Here is a 20255-nt window from a genome sequence, read left to right as displayed (position 1 = left end):
AATAGTGGATTTAGGAATTAAGCTGATTAACCTACAAATGGATTAGCGAAGATGAAGAACAAGCCAATACCAACACCGATCATAGGCACAGCATCAAGAAGACCCGCGATTAAGAACATACGAGTTTGAAGTTGTGGAGCTAATTCTGGTTGACGAGCAACAGCTTCTAAAAAGCGACCACCCAAAAGACCAAAACCAATCGCAGTACCCAAAGCACCGAAAGCGATCAAGATAGCAGATGCAATTGCAACTAGACCTAAAGTGAGTTCCATGAAAAATTCCTCAGAGGTTAGGTTATTACCAAATTAAATTAAAAAAATTCAGCCCAACCATCGTTTGACAGTTAGGCAATACCATTAATGTTTTTCGCTTGCCATGCTCAAGTAAACGATGGTAAGCATCATAAAGATGAATGCCTGCAACGTGATTACAAGAATGTGGAAGATCGCCCAAGGCACAGATAACGCCCATTGAATCCAGAACGGCAATAATGCAATCAGGATAAAGATCAACTCACCGGCATACATGTTACCGAATAGTCGGAGAGCCAATGAAATAGGACGAGCAAGGAATGTTACCAATTCCAAAATCAAGTTCACTGGAATAAGCAACGCTTTTGCAACTGGATTACTTGGGTTAAATGGGTTAAGTGCCAACTCGCCTACGAAACCGCCAACACCCTTTTCGCGGATGCTGTAGAACAAGATAAGTACAAACACAGATAAAGACATACCAAGGGTAATGTTTGGATCTGTAGATGGAACGATCTTGAAGTAAACGTGGTGAGGGTCCATACCAAATACGTTAGCACCCACAAATGCAGCAACTTGAGGAATCCAGTCAACTGGGATCAAGTCCATTAAGTTCATGAGGAAAATCCACACGAAAATAGTGAGTGCAAGTGGAGCGATTAAACGTGATTTGCCATGAAAAGTATCACGGACACTTGAGTCAACAAACTCAATGATCATTTCAATTGCAGATTGGAACTTTGTTGGAACGCCAGCATTTGCAGCTCTCGCAACTATCCAAAATAACAAACAGAAAATCACACCAAGGCCAATTGACCAACCCATTGAATCCAAGTGAATTGCAGTGAACCCCATCGAATGAGCTTCTTCAGCAGTCTCAGCCAATTTCCATGTACCATCTGGCATTTTGCCATAGGTCATATTGGTCAAGTGATGCTTGATATACTCTGTCGAAGTGAGGGCATGTTCTTCAGCAGCCATAAATCACACCTGGTCAATGTCAATTACTAAAAAGAAGGGAAACGAACATCGGCGTACTGTCGATATCTCGCCACCCTCCAAAAAATCTTCAATTCTTCTTGTTTCTATACCCGTTTTTGTAGACGTGACACCCAAAAAGGAGCAACCCACGACATCGCTTGAACGAGAATAAAACCAAACAGCAATGCTAACGGTGATAAAGGTTTAACATTGCTCAAAATCAAAATAAATCCAACGATCATGATTGCAAATTTGCCTAACATGCCCCTATACATGTTAGACAGCACTTGTTTAGATGCTCTCGCACCTGCAGTTCTGAAGGATTGCCACGCAAAATAGCTCGTAGCAAGCCAGCAGACCAATGCACCAAGTGCCGCACTTAATGCTGCTGTCATGTCTTTTATGCTCCACGCCACAAGTGCGGAAACAGGGATCATGCATGCTTGTAAGAAGACCAAAGCTTTTGCTAATCGTCGGTCAATCAAGCGACTAGTTTGGCTCATTTTTATCCACTCACAGCATAAATGCTTGACAAGTTTAGCTGATGATCGCTTTTAATCGCAGGCATTATAGAGTTACACCCCTGAACATGCAATCTTTTCCCGACTTTAGTCGGGGTTTTTCGTGACAGGTGGTGCTGACGCTACAGTCAGCCTTTGTTTACTTTTTATCTCACTTTTGCGTATTTAATACACATTTATCGGTTTTTATCGCCAGTTTCTTCCATGCTGTTACAAAATTATCTTCATTATTCATACTTTCATCAACGGGTTGGAAGGTAATACTACCCAGTTTTTGATATTGCCCTTTTGTTGTAAAACTTTCTGCAAGTAAACACATCTGAGCTTTTGGTCGACTATCATTAAGGTACTTTATTTGTGCCGCTGTAGGAGCTACATGCGGGTCATCCGTTAAGGCACCAGCAAACTTTAAGTTTAGCGAACGCTCCAAATATTGATAAGCATCATGATAAGACCAATACGGTTTACCGTTGCTTGAGCTATCGTAAGCTTGAGCCGCCTGTAACATATTTCGTGCAAATGTATTCGCATTATTCCAATACTTCGCTTTGTTTTCAGGATGCTGTTGTGAACGTAAAGCTGCAATAAAAAAGCCAATACGTACTGCATTGTTTGGTTCTAGCCAGACATGCGTATCTACAGTATTTGGTAAAGCAGCCCCACGTGTATTGCGCTGTGGCAAAATAGAAAGAATACCGCTATCTAACAAAGCAATTGCTTTCTTATTGTTACTTAGCAATTTGTTGAGCGGAGCTTCATGAGCTTTTCCTAACCAGATCACTAAAGAGGCATCATTAATTGCTTTACGGTGTGCCGGTGTTAGCTGTACATCATGCCCACTTTGCCCTTGAAGCAATAACTGGGGTTCTTCAACTCCTTTGGTAATTTCTTTTGCAATCAAATAGATTGGGTGCGTAGAGACAACCAAACCCTGACTCCAACCTAACGTACTCATAAGAGAGAACATACTGAAAACAAAAACGCGGAACATGACAGACCATCAATTAGTAATAGCTCGAAGCATGTTATAATATAACAAAGTTACAAAAATACCTAAGATTAATCGAATGAAGCACCGCTTCATGCTAATATTCCATTAAAAATTTGAGGTTATGTCTATGAGTTCTTGCATGCATGAACATCATGATTCTTTGCATGGTGTACATGATCACCATAATGTCGCAAGTCGTTTAGCTGAAGCAGAAACTTTATGTACTGCGGTCGGTGCACGCCTTACGCCTTTGCGTAAAGAAGTTCTTGAACTCATTTTAAATGCTTCAGGTCCTATGGGTGCCTATGACTTATTAGCACGTATTAAAAGTCAAACAGATCGCCCTGCCGCCCCTCCTACTGTTTATAGAACTTTAGACTTTTTATTAGAAAAGGGTCTTATTCATCGCTTAACATCTATTAATGCTTACATACCATGCTGTCACCCACGTGAAGGTCATCAGGCTGCATTCCTGATTTGTACCGAATGTCACACGGTTAAAGAAGCATCTTCACAAGGTCTAACCCAACAACTTGACCAACTTGCAGCTTTAGATGATTTCGCAGCACAACACAGCATTATAGAAATTTCGGGGAAATGCCAGCAGTGCCGCACAGCTCGCTAAATCCTGTATTGATTCAACTTGAACAGGTCTCTGTTCATCGTGATCAGCGGGATATATTAAAAAAAGTTGATTTTGCTCTGCATGAAAATGAAATTGTGACCTTAATTGGTCCCAATGGCGCAGGTAAATCAACTTTAATTAAAGTTCTACTTGGTATTTTAAAGCCAAGTAGTGGACGTGTCATAAGCAATAAAAAACTAAAAATGGCTTATGTGCCTCAGAAATTTAATCCATCTCATAGTCTTCCTTTACGGGTACAAGATTTATTAGATCTTGAAAAGTGTAGCCCTGCCCTTCGTCAGGAAATTATTCAAGACACTGGTATTGCCAAACTACAACAATCAAAAGTTCAGCAACTTTCTGGTGGAGAGCGCCAACGTGTACTGCTCGCACGTGCTTTACTTAGAAAGCCAGATATCCTCGTTCTTGATGAGCCCATGCAAGGCTTAGATATTCAATCAGAAGCTGAGCTTTATGAATATGTACGTAGTCTGCCGGAGCGTTATGGTTGTGCTATTTTAATTGTTTCCCATGATTTACAGTGGGTCATGCAGGGAACTCAACGCGTTGTCTGTTTAAACAAGCATATATGCTGTAGTGGCTTACCAGAAAGTATTCAGCAGCATCCTGAATACCAAGCAATATTCGGTACTCAGCGAGTTTTCTATCAACATCATCATGATCACTGTGCGCATGGTGACGCTGCACACCCCTGCCCTCACAATAGCAGACCTCACATTCACCCGGAACCGGAAGCTTAAGCCATGATGGAATGGTTACAATTATTGTTACCCGCATGGATTATGGGAACCTTATTAGTCTTTTTGACTGCACCACTTGGTTGTCTCATGCTATGGAGACGTATGTCTTTTTTTGCAGACACCATGGCACATGGAACCTTACTTGGGGTAGCAATTGCTGGTGCTTTAAGCCTTCCTCTCTGGCTTGGCGTAGCAGGTACTGCAATTTTATTAGTCGCTATTTTGTGGGCCTTACATGACAATCGTTTACCAAACGATGCTTTGCTTGCCCTATGCTCAGCAACATTACTATGTAGTGGCCTCCTGTTTATTCAACATGTTCCAAGTTTAAGACCGGAGCTTTTAAGTTATTTGTTTGGTGACTTACTAAGTATTGATTGGCCAGACCTACCTGTTTTCACATTAATTATTGCAGTATCACTGGCAATTCTTTATCGCTTTTGGCAACCACAAATTCAAATTGCCATTGATCCGGATATTGCAATTAGTGAAGGGGTAAATGCGAAATGGCAGCGTCTCATTTTTATGTTACTGCTAGCCTTATTTACCGTATTAGCTTTACGTGCAGTAGGTTCACTTTTAATGGGGGCACTACTGGTTATTCCAGCATTGAGCGCTCGATTACTCGCTCACTCACCAAAGCAGATGGTTATTTGGGCCTTTGTTTTAGCTCAACTCGGTGTCAGTGTTGGCCTATGGTCAAGCGCAGCACTTAATATCTCGACTGGCCTCAGTATTGTTTTATGTATGGCTTTAAGTTTTGCACTTATCTTTATGGTTCAAAAAATGAAAAATCAAACTCAAGCGGCCTAAATCAGGCTGCTTGATGGACCGTACTTAGCAATAACGCTGCACAACTAAACATGACAGCAAAACCACGGTTCAAATATTTTTGTTGCTTAGGAGAACGTAGCAATCTTAAAACTTTTGAAGCTAGCCCTGTATATCCAGCCATTACAATCAAATCAATCGTAACCATAGTGGCTGCCATAATCAGATATTGTATCCATTGAGGTTTGCTTAAATCTAAGAACTGAGGCAAAACTGCCAATAGAAATACAATCGCTTTAGGGTTACTGATATTGACCACAAATCCATTTAACAGCAGAGCAGAAACAGATTTATCCTTTTTTTCGTGTTGAATTTCTATGTCTTTTACAGGTGCTGTCCACTGCAAATAAGCTAAATACAATAAATAGGCTACCCCAAACCACTTAACGGCTTGAAAAGCCAACGGGGTCGTTGCGAATAGAACACCTACACCCGCAGCTACAATCATGATTTGAATTAACAAGGCGATTTGCAAACCGATCGCATTCCAGTAGCCATGTCTAAAGCCATAATTTAAGCCGCTCGACATAGAAGCAATAGCCCCTGCTCCCGGAGAAATACTAATGACCCAACAGGCCAACATATAAGCAAACCAAACTTGCAAAGACATAGTGAAATAGATAATAAAAGTGGAATTATACCGTTTTATAAAACTATCGTGGCGATAATTCAAACAATAAAATCAATAAATAGACTACTAACGGCTCTTCGCATCAGGCACAATAATTGAAGCTCATACTAAATTATAATTGAGGAGAGATCTTCTAATGACTGCTCAATCTGTCATTTTGCCATTACCATCTGATCATGCCCGTTTTATTGTTCTTCGTTTAAAAGATTTAACAATTGCTGAATTAAAAGAACAACTCGAAGCTTTATTCGAAACACGTGACCGTCTCATTACTCAACATTCAGACGCACAAATTAAGACAGCAGTCGCTTTTGGTCCAGAACTTTGGAAGCAACTTTACAGTCAATCTCCTGCTGGTTTTAAACAACTTGAACCAGAAAATGGCGCATTCAATATGCCAGTCGTACCAGCTGATGTGCTTATTCACATTGCCAGTATGCGTTCTGATATCTGTTTTGCTTTAAGCCAAGCATTTTTTGAAGGGATTAAAGATAAAGTTGAAGTTCTGGATGAGCGTGTATGCTTCCGTTACTTCGATGGTCGCGATATTACTGGCTTTATAGATGGTACTGAAAACCCTCAATTTCCAGACGACCGCGCAGAAACCGCTCTCCTCCCAGAAAATGCTGGAGTATTTGCAGATGGTAGTTTCATATTTGCGCAGCGCTATGCACATGACTTGGAAAAATGGAAAAAACTTAAAGTCGATGCACAAGAAAATGTCATGGGCCGTACCAAGCTTGAATCTATTGAATTAGATGATGACGTTAAACCGGAAAATGCCCATGTCGCTCGTACTGTCGTTGAAGATGAGGATGGCGAAGAAATGGAAATTTTACGTCACAGCTTACCTTATGGTGACGGTCGAGGTGATCAAGGTTTATTCTTCATTGCCTATACTAAAGACCTGAGCATTATTGATGCAATGTTAAAGCGCATGTTTGGTACAAGTGGGGATGGCATCCATGACCGCTTATTGCACTTCGTGACACCACTTGACGGGGCATATTACTTTGCACCAAGTGAAGAACTATTAGAAGAAATTTTAGAGGCTTAAAAGAAAAAAAGAGGAGCTTAAGCTCCTCTTTTCACATTCTCATTCTTAGAAAGGAATACGTTTATATTTACGGTATTCTGGTTTCCAGAACGATTGATCAATCTTCTGCTTAAGCAAATCATCACTAATGGTTACAGCCACACCATCTGCCATTGCAGCTTTTGCCACTTCAAATGCAATCACTTTAGACACTTGTTGAATTTCACCTAAAGGTGGCAATAAATCCGCTTGTGGATCTTTCAGCAACGGTGAACAGTCTGCTAAAGCACTACTTGATGCCATAAGCATGTTTTCTGTAACGCGTTTAGCGCCTGATGCTACTACACCTAAACCAATACCAGGGAAGATATATGAGTTGTTGCACTGCGAAATATTATAAAGCTTGCCGTGATGATTTACAGGTGCAAATGGGCTACCCGTTGCAATTAATGCTTTACCTTCAGTCCATTCCACAATATCCGCCGGTACTGCTTCTACACGCGAAGTCGGGTTAGATAACGGCATCACAATTGGTCGTTCACAATTGGCAGCCATTGTTTTAATAATTTCTTCGGTGAATAGGCCCGGCTGACCAGAAACACCGATTAATACTGTAGGCTTGGCATTTTTAACAACATCAAGCAGTGAAATCACTTCTTCAATATTGCCCCATTGGTCTACTACTTCAGCTTTTTGAGCTAACTTACGTTGGAAGTCTAATAGGTTTGGCTGATTTTCAGTGATCAAACCAAAACGATCTACCATGTAAACACGAGCACGTGCTTCAGCATCGGTTAGACCTTCTGAAACCATTTGTGCAACGATTTGCTCTGCAATACCACAACCAGCCGAACCTGCACCTAAGAAAGCAATTGTTTGGTCTTTTAATTGTTTACCTGCTGCACGGCTTGCAGCAATTAAACTACCAACAGAAACCGCTGCTGTTCCTTGAATATCATCATTGAAACAACAAATTTTATCGCGATATTTTTCTAAAAGTGGCATCGCATTTTTTTGTGCGAAATCTTCAAACTGGATGAGCGCTTTTGGCCAACGACGCTTTACAGCTTCAATCACCATATCTACAAAGTCATAATACTCATCACCACTAATACGTGGTTGACGCCATCCCATGTAGATCGGGTCATTTAATAATTGAGGGTTATTCGTCCCTACATCGATTGTGATTGGCAATGTGTAAGCAGGGCTAATACCACCACATGCGGTATACAGCGAAAGTTTCCCAATTGGAATACCCATGCCACCAATACCTTGGTCACCAAGACCTAAAATACGTTCACCATCTGTAATCACGATGACTTTGACATTATTTTTATTAACGTTTTGCAAAATATCATCAATCACATCACGATCTGGATATGAAATGAAAACACCACGATGACGGCGATAGATATCAGAGAAACGTTGACATGCCTCACCCACAGTTGGCGTGTAAATAATTGGCATCATCTCTTCAAGATGATTTTCAATTAAGTGGTAGAACAGAGTTTCGTTGGTATCTTGGATATTACGTAAATAGATGTGCTTATTAATATCATCATTGAAAGCACAATATTGCTGATAAGAGCGTTGGCTTTGCTCTTCGATAGTTTCAATAATATGTGGAAGTAACCCGTGTAAGTTAAAGTTACTTCTTTCCTCTTGAGTGAAAGCGGACCCTTTATTCAAAAGGGGTAACTCTAAAAGTGTATAGCCTGCATAAGGGATATAAAGGGGATGTTTACTTGGGTGACCTGATATCATTGCCTATCTCATTTTCCAGCTTAGAACTCAGAAAAGTACAGTTTCAGCACTCTCTAAAGCTCGTTGTATGCGTAAGCTTAAGACTATTTAATACAAAATAGGTATTTTAAACTGTGATATTGAAATTGAATACTATTTAGAAAAAACATATAACAAAATTAATATTAAAAATTAATTATTTACATTTTTCATCTTTTTAAAACTATTCTTTCTTAACTCCATATATGACTTAAAATCTTATATTTTTGCCCTATACTACATTTCCATAAAAAATACCAAGTGTTTTACTATCTTATAATTTCAAAATTATTACCTAAAAAGCCTGTATTTACGTATTTTTAGAATTTTATTTTTTAATATTTATGAAAAAAATAGTTCTCGGAAACTTCATGAAAGAAATTAGATGAAAGCGTTAAATGCACTCCCCTAACTCATAGGAAATTTGCTATATTTGACGTTTTTCTGCGACATCTATTTTCGATTGATATGAATACGGCAATACAAGCAGCTCTCGACCATGCAGTGCAAACCCTTCAGCAAGAAGGTGTGCTTCCTTCGGATTGGAATAATTCAAGCAATTTAACGCGCACCAAAGACCGAAGCCATGGCGACTTTGCTTCTAATATTGCCATGATCGGCTCTAAAGCTGCTGGTATGAAACCACGCGATTTAGCTGAGAAAATTCTAGCAGCGCTACCAGAAGTTGCAGACATCAGCAAAGCTGAAATTGCAGGCCCTGGTTTTATCAATTTCTTTTTAAATGCAGATCAACGTTTTGCAATTCTTGACCAGATTCAAGCTCAAAAAGAAAGCTTTGGTCGTAGCCAATCAAATGCAGCTAAAAAGATTCAAGTTGAATTCGTTTCTGCAAACCCGACGTCTAGCCTACACGTAGGTCATGGCCGCGGGGCTGCTTATGGTATGACTGTTGCAAACTTGCTTGAAGCAACAGGTGCTAAAGTTGATCGCGAATATTATGTAAATGATGCTGGCCGTCAAATGGATATTTTGGCGACTTCTACTTATTTACGTTATTTGGAATTACTTGGACAAAACCTTGTATTCCCTAAAAATGCATATCAAGGCGATTACGTTAAAGAAATCGCACAAGGCATCATTGATAAAGATGGCGATGCTTACGTTCATGAAGTTGCGAATGTTTATAAAGATGTACCAGAAGACGTACAATATGCTGAAGAGCTAGATAGCGAAGGCAACAAAGTCGTATTATCTGGCGACAAAGAAAAACACATTGACGGTCTTATTGCCAACTCACAACAATTATTAGGTGAAGGCTACCGCGTATTCCATCAGGCAGCACTTCATGCCATTTTAGATGATATTAAAGATGACCTTGCTGACTTCGGCGTAACCTTTAACCAATGGTTTAGTGAAGCATCTCTTAGCGCAAAAATTGACGAAGCGTTAGAAACACTTGATCAACGCGGCTTCTTATATGAAAAAGATGGCAACATCTGGTTTAAATCGACTGAATTTGGTGATGAAAAAGACCGTGTTGTGAAGCGCCGTAATGGTCAAACAACTTACTTTGCATCTGACATTGCATATCACTTAAATAAACTACAACGTGGTTATACTGACCTTGTTGATATTTGGGGTTCTGACCACCACGGTTATATCTCTCGCGTAAAAGCTGCGATTGATGCAATGGGTTATGACTCGAAAAAATTAACTGTTCTTTTAGTTCAGTTCGTAAGCTTATGGCGCGGTGGTGAGATGGTTCAAATGTCATCTCGTTCAGGTCAGTTCGTGACTTTACGTGACTTGCGTAAAGAAGTCGGCAATGATGCAGCTCGTTTCTACTACGTGATGCGTAAAAGTGAACAACACATTGACTTTGACCTTGACCTTGCTGTTTCACAAAGTAAAGACAATGCGGTGTATTATATTCAATACGCTCATGCACGTATTTGCCGTATGCTAGAAAAAGCAGCAAGCACTGGCTTACAATTTGAAGTAAGTGCTGCTCGTTCACATGCTGCACGTTTATCACTTGATGCAGAAACTGAAATTCTTGCTAAACTGGCTGCATATCCAGACGTTGTGTTACGTGCTGCTAATGCATATGAACCACACCAAGTAGGTAACTACTTAAAAGAATTAGCTGCGCTATTCCACGGTTGGTACAATGAACACAAAGTTTTAAGTGATGATGCTAAACTTACACAAGCACGCTTATTACTTTCAATCAATGTACAGCAAGTATTGCGCAATGGCTTAGAATTACTCGGTGTTTCTGCACCTGAAGCCATGTAAGTTAGTGTTGGGGTGTTTGGTCAAAGCCATATACCCCTTCATGTTGTAAGAAATAACGCTTTGCAAGGAAATCTATCTATGCGAAGCGATGTTTTAAAGTAAACGAGAACTAAACTCGAAATAAAACAATCAAAATACAGAGGAATAATCCACGTGTTTGGCAAAACGCAACGCGGTGTATCTGAAAGACCTAACAAGCCTAAAAAGCCTTTAATTCCTAAATGGTTAGGGACACTTGTCGCTATTTTAGCGGTCTTATGTATCGCAGTAATGCTCATGCTTTGGAAACCGTGGCAACCTGTTTCTTCAAAAAACCAGATTACTTCTGAGCACTATAAAGAAGAAGAAACCAATAAAGATTACCGCTTTTATGATCTATTGCCTCAACAGCAGGTCACTCCTATTCCGGAACAGGCAATTCCAGAAAGTAAAAATCAGGGTACTGCCATGATTGTAGAAGCTCCTAGTACAGCTCAACCTGCCGCTTCTGAACCTGCAAGTGTAAGCACTGACGACACTACTGACTCAACAGCTGCTATACCTCAACAACCAAATTATATTTTACAAGTTCGAAGCTATACTGACCCCGATCAAGCAGATGCTCGACGTGCAGAAATCATTTTAAATGGCTTATCGGCTGATGTAATTAAAAGCTCTGAGAATGGAAAAACTTGGTATCGTGTTATTTCTGGTCCATATGACACTCAAGAAGCTGCTCTCGCTGCTCAACAAACATTGCAGCATAGCGGTATTGACTCTATCGTGATTAAACGCAGATAAAGATTAAGCAATAAAAAAGGAACAAATATTTGTTCCTTTTCTTTTATATATCAGCACAATTTCTTTCGTTTGACCCTAAACCTTTCTGTCTCGCTTTTTGAAAAGCTGGTCTTTGCTGAATCCGATGTAAGAACGCTTGAATATGCGGATATTTACCTTGAAGACGTGACTGTAGAGCCTCTAGTGGAAAACTCATTTGAATATCTGCAAATGAAAAATCCCCTGCAAAATATTCATGCTCAGCCAAATAATTTTCTAAAAAACTAATATGGTCTTTCATACGTGGACGAACAAAATTTGCTTTAACACCTTCTGTAATTTTCTTTGCTACAGGCTGAATTAGCCACGGTACATGTTTATTGACGTTATTCATGACCAAAGTCATCACTAATAACGGCATAAGTGAGCCTTCGGCATAGTGCATCCAGTAAATATACTGCTGTAAATCCTGAGCTTGCTTAGGTTTAAACTGCTTTTTTTGATCATACCGCTGCTGCAAATACTCTAAAATAACAGCCGATTCCGCGATAACTTGCTCATCATCTGTCAAAATAGGTGCCTTGCCAAGCGGATGAATACATTTCAATGTTTCTGGTGCTGAATAGTTCGGAAGACGTTGATAAAAATGAATATCATAATCCAAGCCTAACTCTTCTAAAGCCCATAAAATCCGAAACGATCGCGAACATTCCAGGTGGTGTACACTAATCATGGTATTGCCTACTTTTATTTTTCTTTTTACATAAAAAACAGCATGTGATCATGCTGTTTTATTCCATTTGTGGGATGGATATAAAATCATCCACCTCAACAAAATAGCATTTTTATGCTGTAACAAGCACAGTATGAATGTCTAAACTACGTAACAAAGTTTTAGTGACTGGGGTTTTACTGCATATGGTTAAGATTTTTTGCTGAAGTTCTTCGTTTGGAAGTTCTTTAAAAACAATACGACGCTCGATATGTTCTTCATGCTCTCGATTGGTATGAAAATCAATTTCAACCGAGTACTCACCAAAATCATAACCCTTATGTTTTGCATACATTCTTAAAGTAATAAGTGTACATGCTGCCAGACTTCCGGTAAGCAAATCATAAGGTGCAGGCCCTTGGTCATGCCCTTCTAGCTTTTCAGGCTCATCACAAAAGTATTGATGACGGCCGCTGGTAATTTCCCCTTTCCATTGTTCTGCAAGAGGCTTTGCTTTACTGCTCGCAATTACTGCTGTCATTTTGATGCTCTCATTTGATCTGGAAGAACTGGTGCTTCTAAGCGGGCACCCACATAATCTGGAATTTCACCAAAACGCACGTCATGATTAACCCATTGCTCACGTGCTTCTTTTAAATCGTCCATCGTACGTGCAACGAAATTCCACCATAATAAGATCGGAGTTTCAAAAGGTTCACCACCGATTAATAGCACACGGTTCCCGTTCTTTACTTCAATCTCAATTTCGTTCAAACCTGTATCTAATACAACCATATTGTCAGCAGTAAGTTCATGGCCATTCACATGAGCTACGCCATCTAATGCCATAAAACCATATTCAAATTTAGGATTTAGTGGAATACGTGTCTTAGTATCTTGGGTAGCAATGAGATCAACCCCTACTAACGGTGTATGAACCACAACTGGAGAAGTTGTCTCTAAATATTCACCCACCAGTACAGTAAATTCCAGGCCGTCTTTTTCAACAACAGGAAGATCGGGATAATGTTCAAATTTCGGATCCATGTTGCGCTTATGGTCCGGCAATGCAATCCAGAGCTGTGCCGCATGCATTTGAGTTTCAGTATCAGGTGCAACCTCGGTATGAGAAATACCATGTCCTGCTGTCATCAAGTTTACCTGTTTAGGGCGAATTAATTGCTTTGACCCTAAACTATCGGTATGCATCATGGTCCCTTCAATCATCCAAGTGAAGGTTTGCAAACCAATATGTGGATGAGGTCCTACATCTAAACCATTGCCGGCAGGAAATGTTACTGGTCCTGCATGATCTAAAAAGCACCATGCCCCAATCATTCTTTTTTGTCGACTAGGTAAAGCCCGCTTAATCACCGTCCCCTGTCCAATTTCGGCAGAGCGAATTGGAAATTCCTGAATAAATTGATTGGCAAATTTTTCGCAATCCTTTGAATCCGAAATATCGTAATCGTTATTATTGCTCATGATATTACTCTCTTTTACCTATGCTTGTGCAATGAGTCGTTATACTGATCTTAACAATACACTCATTATTCAATATAGTCTTTTAGTAATACACAGGGTGCCATGAATGAGACAATCAATTTTTAACAATCGAAAATTTAAAGGTATATGGCCAACTTAAGGTGATTGAGTCTTAACTTGTTGTTTTAAATTCTTCATAAATTGCCCAAACTGTGGCAAGAATTCTTGAAACAATGGATGGTCTCGATTTTCTAACATGACTTCACTAAATAACTTTAGACCGACCGCAAAAGACTTTGTGGTTTGATCATCAAAAAATTCTGCGTTCTTTAACTTTTCAACAATCTCAAAAATATCGTCATGATTACCAGTATAGAACTCGAGCCTTTCCGTATAGGTAGAAACTTCCCCTTTGGCATCTTTTAAATGTTGTACCGTAACGTGATATTGATGCTGTTTCATACATAAACTCTCTATTAAAGTTGATAGTTTTTGGATAATTTCAACCTGTTTAAGGCCCACTTATAGGCGCCCAATCGCAACAGCAGCCTGATCAATTTTTTCAGCAATTTGATAGATCTGCTCTTGCTTCAAGTCAGTGGTATTCAATTTCAAACGTAAAGCCGTCTTTAAGTTTTCCATGGCACGGTGAATTTCGATTAATTGATCATTACTGTGAATTTCACGTCTCAAACGCAATTTCTCTAACAACCCACTTAGCTTGTCTTGGTGTTCATTTAAATAAGCTTCCCCAAATTCCGTAATTTGATATTGTTTACGCTCTACATCTAGCAAGTTAATGAGGTTCATTTCTTCCAGGCTGGTTAAAGTCGGATAGATTGTTCCTGCACTTGGTGTATAGCCATCGCCTACCAGATCACTTATTTCTTTAATAATTTCATAACCATGCTTAGGATTTTGCTGAATAAGATGAAGGACTAAAAGTTTCATACGTCCAGCTTCAAAAAGTCTCCCACGACGCCCCGAACGGTGATGGCCGTGATGATAGTCATTATGTTCAGCATGATGATGTTCTGATTGTTGTCTCATCTTTGGAGGTTCTCTAATACGCACAATTTATAACTATTAAGATATATCTTAATATATCTTTTATCAAGAAAAAGTAATAAAATCTAACCTATTGTTTTGATAATTATTAAAATTAATATTATTTTCTTTAAACACTAAGTAATAAAAAAGAGTGCTTAAGCACTCTTATATAGCCGTATGTTTAGTAAAGACGGTAAAAAAGCCAGAATCTAAAAAATTATTATGTGATCAAATTTCTTTTCTGCTCAAACTGCTCTTCAATTTTTGAACTCAGAAAATTAACAATAGGCTGCAAAGCATAATGTTCCTCTTGCCAATTTTGCTTGCCGATTTCCCCTCTATATTCCTGTATAAGCCGCTGCAATACGAATTTCTGCTCAGGAGGAAGCTGAGGCATAACCCATCGAGCTGCATTGTCTTTTGAAGCAATATCCTTCATGACTAAACTAAAATAGATCCGGCATAAAGCTAAAATCTGGTTTCTTTCATCTGCATCCTCATCCCAATGAGCTACAATTTCGGGATAAGTATCAGACATTGCTTGCCATAGTTCTTGATCAGAAATTTCAGGTGCCCATTGGTCCAAAGCTGGACCAAATAAAACTGTATGATGAAATCTCGCTTTTCTAAGCAATATACTAATATCTGGGTCTTTCTGCGAACTTAATGTTCCACCTTCTTTAAGTTCTTCACGTAGCCATTCACCAAACTGCATTTCATAACTTAAAGGATAATTTCCAGACTGAATCTCATCTTTTAATAAAATAGTAACTTCTAATGGTCTTTGTAATTCCCCAACAGGCTGTGAAATTTTTAGTAATTCTTGTGCAAGCTGCTCGCGTAAAGCAGATGTTAATGGTTGAGTAACCACGACCAGAACATCAAGGTCACTTTCTGGCCCTAAGCCACCATCAACAGCTGAACCATAAAGATAGATTGCAAATAATGATTCCGCTAAAAGTTGCTGTAATTTTTCTTGTAGATATTCTAACTGAATGAAATCAGACATCTCTCACCTCCTTCGGAAGAAACAGATATAAAAAAGGCAGGATTTAATCCTGCCTTTTCATTTGATTATTCCCACTCAATCGTTGCTGGTGGTTTAGATGACACATCGTATACCACACGTGATACATCTTTAATTTCGTTCATAATACGTGTTGAGATTTTATCAACCAATTCGTATGGTAAATGTGCAAAACGAGCTGTCATAAAGTCAACTGTTTCAACTGCACGAAGCGCAATCACCCATGCATAACGACGGCCATCACCCACTACACCAACTGACTTAACAGGTTGGAATACAGCAAATGCTTGAGCTGTTTTGTCATACCAGCCGCTGTCACGAAGCTCTTGCATAAAGATATCATCAGCAAGACGAAGAATATCTGCATATTCTTTTTTCACTTCACCCAAAATACGAACGCCTAAACCTGGGCCCGGGAATGGATGACGGTAGATCATGCTATGTGGCAAGCCAAGTGTAGTACCTAATTTACGTACTTCATCTTTAAACAAGTCACGTAAAGGCTCAACCAATTCAAATGCTAAATCGTCTGGTAAACCACCCACATTGTGGTGAGATTTAATAACGTGTGCTTTACCTTGTTTGCTTGCAGCAGATTCAATTACGTCTGGGTAAATTGTACCTTGCGCCAAGAATTTCACGCCATCAAGTTTACGTGCTTCTTCAGCAAATACTTCAATGAACTCACGACCAATAATTTTACGCTTCGCTTCAGGATCGGTAACGCCAGCTAGAGCATTTAAGAAGCGCGCTTCTGCATCCGCACGAATAACACGAATACCCATGTTTTCAGCAAACATTTGCATCACTTGGTCACCTTCGTTTAAACGAAGCAAGCCATTATCAACAAATACACATGTTAATTGGTCACCAATCGCTTTGTGTAAAAGCGCAGCAACAACAGATGAGTCAACACCACCAGACAGGCCTAAAAGTACTTTCTCGTTACCAATTTGCTCACGTAACTGCTCTACACGCAAATCGATGATGTGTTCAGGTGTCCAAAGGCCACCGCATCCACAAATTTTGTGAACGAAATTAGAAAGTAGCTCTTCACCTTTTGCCGTGTGTGTTACTTCTGGGTGGAACTGAACACCGTAAAAACGGCGTGTTTCATCACTTACAGCAGCTACTGGACAGCTTGGTGTACTTGCAGTAATCGTAAAACCTTCTGGAATCTGGCTCACTTTGTCGCCGTGGCTCATCCAAACGTGTAGTTGGTTTTCGCGGTCTTGTAAGTTGCCAATAAGTTGGTCACGTTTAACGATATCAACTTCGGCATAACCAAACTCATGTACAGTACCCGGCTCAACTTTACCGCCTAACTGTTCAGACATGGTTTGTAAACCATAGCAAATACCCAATACTGGAACGCCTAATTCAAACACCACTTGCGGTGCGCGAGGGCTGCCCTCTTCATGCACACTCTCAGGTCCACCTGATAAAATGATACCGTTTGGCTTAAAAGCACGAATGTCTTCTTCAGACATATCAAAGGCATACATTTCAGAGTAAACACCAGCTTCACGTACACGACGTGCAATGAGCTGACTATATTGAGAGCCGAAATCCAGGATCAGGATACGATCTTCAGTAATTTGAGTATTGGTAGTCATGACAAACCACTAAATGGCAAAAGAATTAAGCGCGCCATTTTAACATTTTTCACGCTTCGACGCACCGCAAATCATCATATATCTTATTTTTTTCATATTAGAATCATTTTAATAGTTAGAATAATCGATATAAAATATTATTTATTTATATTTATCAATACCCTAAAAGTTACTTTAGAACTTCATGCACATTGATAAATTCATCACATTCTATGCAACATCATAATGAATTTGATGTTAAGATGACCCGATAAAACAGGCATTACCATGGAAAGGTAAATACCATTAAGCGATATTTGTCTGACCTTAAACAGTTATCCGTTTTTTATGGCTTGTTGCCCCATATCAAAATCAATAGAAATCTAAGGAACAACAATGCTTCAAACTATGATTGCAGATTTCCAGCAACATTTTTGGTTGTATGTCTCTATTCCTTTCATGAGTGGTTTAATTGGCTATGTCACTAAAGTGATTGCCATTCAAATGATGTTTTCACCACTTGAATTTAAAGGTATTAAACCGTTTTTTGGCTGGCAAGGTATTGTGCCTCGTAAAGCCGAAAAAATGGCAACGACTGCTGTAGAGCTTATGACGGCTAAGCTCATTAAGCCCGAAGAAATTTTTGCTCGCCTTGACCCCAAGCGTATTGCTAAAGAAATTGAAAAACCATTAATGGCAGCAGCAGAAGATATTACCCGTGAGGTTGCTCAAGAATATCAACCAGGCTTATGGGAAGGCATGCCTGAGTTTGCCCGCCAAAGACTGATCCGCAGAGTGCAATCAAAAGCCCCGGAAATTGTCGAGCACATCATGAGTGAAGTGCAACGTGACGTAAATCGATATTTTGATATTAAACATTTGGTCATTAGTAATTTACTTAAAGACAAACGCCTACTGAACAATATTTTTAAACGTGTAGGCAAACAAGAGTTTAAGTTTTTCAGTAACGTTGGTTTTGTATTTGGTTTTGGTATTGGTGTAATCCAGATGCTCTGCTGGATTGTCACACAAGGAAAATATCCTTGGATGCTACCTCTGTTTGGCGGATTTGTAGGTTTTTTTAGTGACTGGATTGCCCTACAAATGATGTTTAGACCCCTCTATCCGAAAAAAATATTGGGCTATACATGGCAAGGTCTATTTATTAAACGTCAAAATGAAGTGGCAGCTGACTATGCAGCTTTAATTTCCAAACAACTTTTGACTTCACGTCATATGATGGAAGAGTTGTTTTCAGGTACACACTCTGCACGTGTTATTGAGCTGGTTAACCGTCATGTCAAACAGGAAATTGACATGCAAGCAGGTGTAATCCGCCCACTCGTTGTTTATGCAATTGGTGGAGAAAAATACCAGAATATGAAAACTCAGGTTGCGGAACGTATCATGCAGCAACTTCCAGAGACCATGAAATATGTTGAGTCTTATGCAGAAGACGCCATGAATATTCGCAATACCCTGATTGAGCGTATGCAGAAATTAACGCCTTCGGAATTTGAAGGTATGCTACGTCCAGCCTTTAAAGAAGATGAGTGGGCACTCATTGCAGTAGGCGCAGTACTTGGTTTTGTTGTTGGTGAGCTACAAATCCAGTTTATGCTTTAATTTTTAAATATAAAAAAACCGGATGAATGAATCATCCGGTTTTTATTTTGCTTTAGATATTATTTTTCAATTGCATGGTCGAGGCTAATACGTCCAGCACCGTGAAGCATCAAGAAAAATAAACCACCTGCCATTGCAAGATTTTTCATAAAGTGGATGCCATTGTTATATTGTGCTGCTGCATCAGCCCCACCTTGGTGAAATAAGAACGCAGTTAAGATGCTAAAGATCCCAAGACCAAAAGCTGCGAAACGTGCTTGGAAACCAAATAACAACGCTAAACCACCACCGAACTCAACCAGAATAACTAATGGTAGAAGTCCACCTGGAACACCCATTGCTTCCATATATCCTGCAGTTGCTGCATAACCGGTAATTTTCCCCCAACCAGCAGCAAGAAAGATATAAGCGATAAGAAGACGAGCAACAAGGCTAATAAAACTGTCTGCGCCTGGTTGCGTCACGATATTTTTGACCACCACATTTGGATTAAACATATTGCCACCTTTATTTAATGCTTATTTGTTGATGAACTCATTCTAGGTTTGGGACATTGATAATTAAATACTCAAAATCCATATATATCGTTGCACAAATAGGATGATCAATTTGTATATTTTTGATGTTTTATACTGACTTTCTATAGGCTCGCTGCTAGGATTTGAGCACGGTTTACCACTTAATCATCTCATGGAACTTCTTGATTTTATTCTACACGTTGATCAGCATCTCGCCGAATTTATCACAAATTACGGGACGTGGATTTATGGCATTTTATTTTTAATTATTTTTGTCGAAACTGGTTTAGTGGTTATGCCGTTCTTACCGGGTGACAGCTTACTGTTCGCAGCAGGTGCTTTAGCGGCTTCTACAGGCACAATGGACCCTTGGTTACTGGGCATTCTACTCTTCATTGCCGCGGTTTTAGGCGATACAGTGAACTATCATATTGGACGTTTTATCGGTCCACGTGTATTTGAAATGAATTCACGCTTTATTAATAAGCAACATTTAATTAAGACTCAAGAATTCTTCGCCCGTCATGGTGGCAAGACTATTATTTTTGCACGTTTCATTCCATTTGCTCGTACCTTTGCACCTTTCGTTGCTGGCGCTGGCAGCATGAATTATAAGTTTTTCTTAACTTATAACGTAATTGGCGCATTCTGTTGGGTAGCTTCTTTTGTCACTTTAGGCTATCTCTTCGGTGGACATCCACTTGTAAAAGATAACTTTACCCACCTTATTTTTGGCATCATTATTATTAGTATTTTACCGGGTGTGATCGGCTTCATACGTCAAAAGCTAAAAAACCGAAAAGCTAACATTTAA

The 20255-nt window shown here is 39.5% G+C and carries 22 protein-coding genes; 8 read left to right on the top strand and 14 right to left on the bottom strand.

The features are described 5' to 3' along the window. Positions 1-26: 26 nt before the first annotated feature. The 4 genes from atpE to EGT34_RS12160 all read right to left on the bottom strand — a co-directional run bounded on the left by atpE (position 27) and on the right by EGT34_RS12160 (position 2744). The gene (atpE, locus tag EGT34_RS12175) at positions 27-272 is read right to left on the bottom strand and encodes a F0F1 ATP synthase subunit C (protein WP_000424060.1); all 246 of its coding nucleotides are present in this window, start codon (positions 270-272) and stop codon (positions 27-29) included. 84 nt (positions 273-356) lie between these two features. Continuing rightward, a complete protein-coding gene (gene atpB, locus EGT34_RS12170) occupies positions 357-1232 on the bottom strand; it encodes a F0F1 ATP synthase subunit A (RefSeq protein WP_000718586.1) in 876 nt (291 codons plus the stop codon). 104 nt (positions 1233-1336) lie between these two features. Further along, positions 1337-1735, bottom strand: a complete 399-nt coding sequence (locus EGT34_RS12165; protein WP_000084237.1) for an ATP synthase subunit I — start codon at positions 1733-1735, stop codon at positions 1337-1339. Positions 1736-1904: 169 nt separating this feature from the next. Continuing rightward, the gene (locus EGT34_RS12160; protein WP_000490209.1) at positions 1905-2744 is read right to left on the bottom strand and encodes a metal ABC transporter solute-binding protein, Zn/Mn family; all 840 of its coding nucleotides are present in this window, start codon (positions 2742-2744) and stop codon (positions 1905-1907) included. 127 nt (positions 2745-2871) lie between these two features. Here EGT34_RS12160 and EGT34_RS12155 point away from each other — a divergent pair, with 127 nt between their 5' ends. Genes EGT34_RS12155 through znuB form a run of 3 tightly spaced genes read left to right on the top strand, consistent with a single transcriptional unit; the run spans position 2872 to position 4943 of the window. Beyond that, complete coding sequence (locus EGT34_RS12155; protein WP_000093118.1) at positions 2872-3369, top strand: transcriptional repressor; 498 nt, start codon at positions 2872-2874, stop codon at positions 3367-3369. Continuing rightward, the gene (znuC, locus tag EGT34_RS12150; RefSeq protein WP_001112013.1) at positions 3342-4130 is read left to right on the top strand and encodes a zinc ABC transporter ATP-binding protein ZnuC; all 789 of its coding nucleotides are present in this window, start codon (positions 3342-3344) and stop codon (positions 4128-4130) included. Before EGT34_RS12155 ends, znuC begins: the two co-directional genes overlap by 28 nt. Before the next feature lie 3 nt (positions 4131-4133). Then, entirely contained in the window at positions 4134-4943 is an 810-nt protein-coding gene (gene znuB, locus EGT34_RS12145) for a zinc ABC transporter permease subunit ZnuB (protein WP_000970835.1), read from the top strand. A 1-nt stretch (position 4944) separates the two neighbouring features. On the opposite strand, the gene EGT34_RS12140 is transcribed toward znuB, so the two are convergent. Continuing rightward, positions 4945-5571 carry a LysE family transporter gene (locus tag EGT34_RS12140; protein ID WP_000058354.1) on the bottom strand — a complete coding sequence of 209 codons (627 nt, stop codon included), beginning with the start codon at positions 5569-5571 and terminating at the stop codon, positions 4945-4947. A 157-nt stretch (positions 5572-5728) separates the two neighbouring features. Here EGT34_RS12140 and EGT34_RS12135 point away from each other — a divergent pair, with 157 nt between their 5' ends. After that, complete coding sequence (locus tag EGT34_RS12135; RefSeq protein WP_000126805.1) at positions 5729-6649, top strand: Dyp-type peroxidase; 921 nt, start codon at positions 5729-5731, stop codon at positions 6647-6649. Between the two features lie 45 nt (positions 6650-6694). Here the strand turns inward: EGT34_RS12135 and EGT34_RS12130 are convergent, their stop codons facing one another. Then, complete coding sequence (locus EGT34_RS12130) at positions 6695-8392, bottom strand: NAD-dependent malic enzyme (RefSeq protein ID WP_000623101.1); 1698 nt, start codon at positions 8390-8392, stop codon at positions 6695-6697. Positions 8393-8878: 486 nt separating this feature from the next. On the opposite strand from EGT34_RS12130, the gene argS reads away from it, so the two are divergent. Both argS and EGT34_RS12120 read left to right on the top strand, forming a co-directional pair. Then, positions 8879-10669 carry an arginine--tRNA ligase gene (gene argS / locus EGT34_RS12125; protein WP_001090281.1) on the top strand — a complete coding sequence of 597 codons (1791 nt, stop codon included), beginning with the start codon at positions 8879-8881 and terminating at the stop codon, positions 10667-10669. 153 nt (positions 10670-10822) lie between these two features. Next, positions 10823-11449 carry an SPOR domain-containing protein gene (locus tag EGT34_RS12120; protein ID WP_000467262.1) on the top strand — a complete coding sequence of 209 codons (627 nt, stop codon included), beginning with the start codon at positions 10823-10825 and terminating at the stop codon, positions 11447-11449. Between the two features lie 43 nt (positions 11450-11492). On the opposite strand, the gene EGT34_RS12115 is transcribed toward EGT34_RS12120, so the two are convergent. The 7 genes from EGT34_RS12115 to guaA all read right to left on the bottom strand — a co-directional run bounded on the left by EGT34_RS12115 (position 11493) and on the right by guaA (position 17318). Further along, positions 11493-12161, bottom strand: a complete 669-nt coding sequence (locus tag EGT34_RS12115) for a glutathione S-transferase (RefSeq protein ID WP_000626443.1) — start codon at positions 12159-12161, stop codon at positions 11493-11495. Positions 12162-12273: 112 nt separating this feature from the next. Further along, on the bottom strand, positions 12274-12681 hold the full coding sequence (locus EGT34_RS12110) for an OsmC family protein (RefSeq protein WP_000127662.1): 408 nt from the start codon (positions 12679-12681) through the stop codon (positions 12274-12276). Beyond that, entirely contained in the window at positions 12678-13625 is a 948-nt protein-coding gene (locus EGT34_RS12105; protein ID WP_000069627.1) for a pirin family protein, read from the bottom strand. The genes EGT34_RS12110 and EGT34_RS12105 overlap by 4 nt, the downstream gene beginning before the upstream one ends. A 156-nt stretch (positions 13626-13781) precedes the next feature. Next, positions 13782-14087, bottom strand: a complete 306-nt coding sequence (locus tag EGT34_RS12100; protein ID WP_000809284.1) for a DUF3861 domain-containing protein — start codon at positions 14085-14087, stop codon at positions 13782-13784. Positions 14088-14147: 60 nt separating this feature from the next. After that, complete coding sequence (locus EGT34_RS12095; RefSeq protein ID WP_001249781.1) at positions 14148-14675, bottom strand: PadR family transcriptional regulator; 528 nt, start codon at positions 14673-14675, stop codon at positions 14148-14150. Positions 14676-14895: 220 nt separating this feature from the next. Further along, a complete protein-coding gene (locus EGT34_RS12090; RefSeq protein WP_001279064.1) occupies positions 14896-15684 on the bottom strand; it encodes an ANT(3'')-II family aminoglycoside nucleotidyltransferase in 789 nt (262 codons plus the stop codon). A 65-nt stretch (positions 15685-15749) separates the two neighbouring features. Then, complete coding sequence (gene guaA, locus EGT34_RS12085) at positions 15750-17318, bottom strand: glutamine-hydrolyzing GMP synthase (RefSeq protein WP_000210750.1); 1569 nt, start codon at positions 17316-17318, stop codon at positions 15750-15752. Between the two features lie 387 nt (positions 17319-17705). On the opposite strand from guaA, the gene EGT34_RS12080 reads away from it, so the two are divergent. Next, positions 17706-18923, top strand: coding sequence for a DUF445 domain-containing protein (locus tag EGT34_RS12080; RefSeq protein ID WP_169518027.1), 1218 nt, complete (start codon positions 17706-17708; stop codon positions 18921-18923). A gap of 59 nt (positions 18924-18982) precedes the next feature. On the opposite strand, the gene EGT34_RS12075 is transcribed toward EGT34_RS12080, so the two are convergent. Continuing rightward, a complete protein-coding gene (locus EGT34_RS12075) occupies positions 18983-19420 on the bottom strand; it encodes a DoxX family protein (RefSeq protein ID WP_000483007.1) in 438 nt (145 codons plus the stop codon). 193 nt (positions 19421-19613) lie between these two features. Here EGT34_RS12075 and EGT34_RS12070 point away from each other — a divergent pair, with 193 nt between their 5' ends. Further along, the gene (locus tag EGT34_RS12070; RefSeq protein WP_000421343.1) at positions 19614-20255 is read left to right on the top strand and encodes a DedA family protein; all 642 of its coding nucleotides are present in this window, start codon (positions 19614-19616) and stop codon (positions 20253-20255) included.

This window comes from Acinetobacter sp. FDAARGOS_558 (assembly GCF_003937785.1).
Classification (GTDB): domain Bacteria; phylum Pseudomonadota; class Gammaproteobacteria; order Pseudomonadales; family Moraxellaceae; genus Acinetobacter; species Acinetobacter baumannii.
The sequence above is the reverse complement of the archived record's forward strand: the minus strand, read 5'-3'. Positions and strand labels throughout refer to the sequence as shown.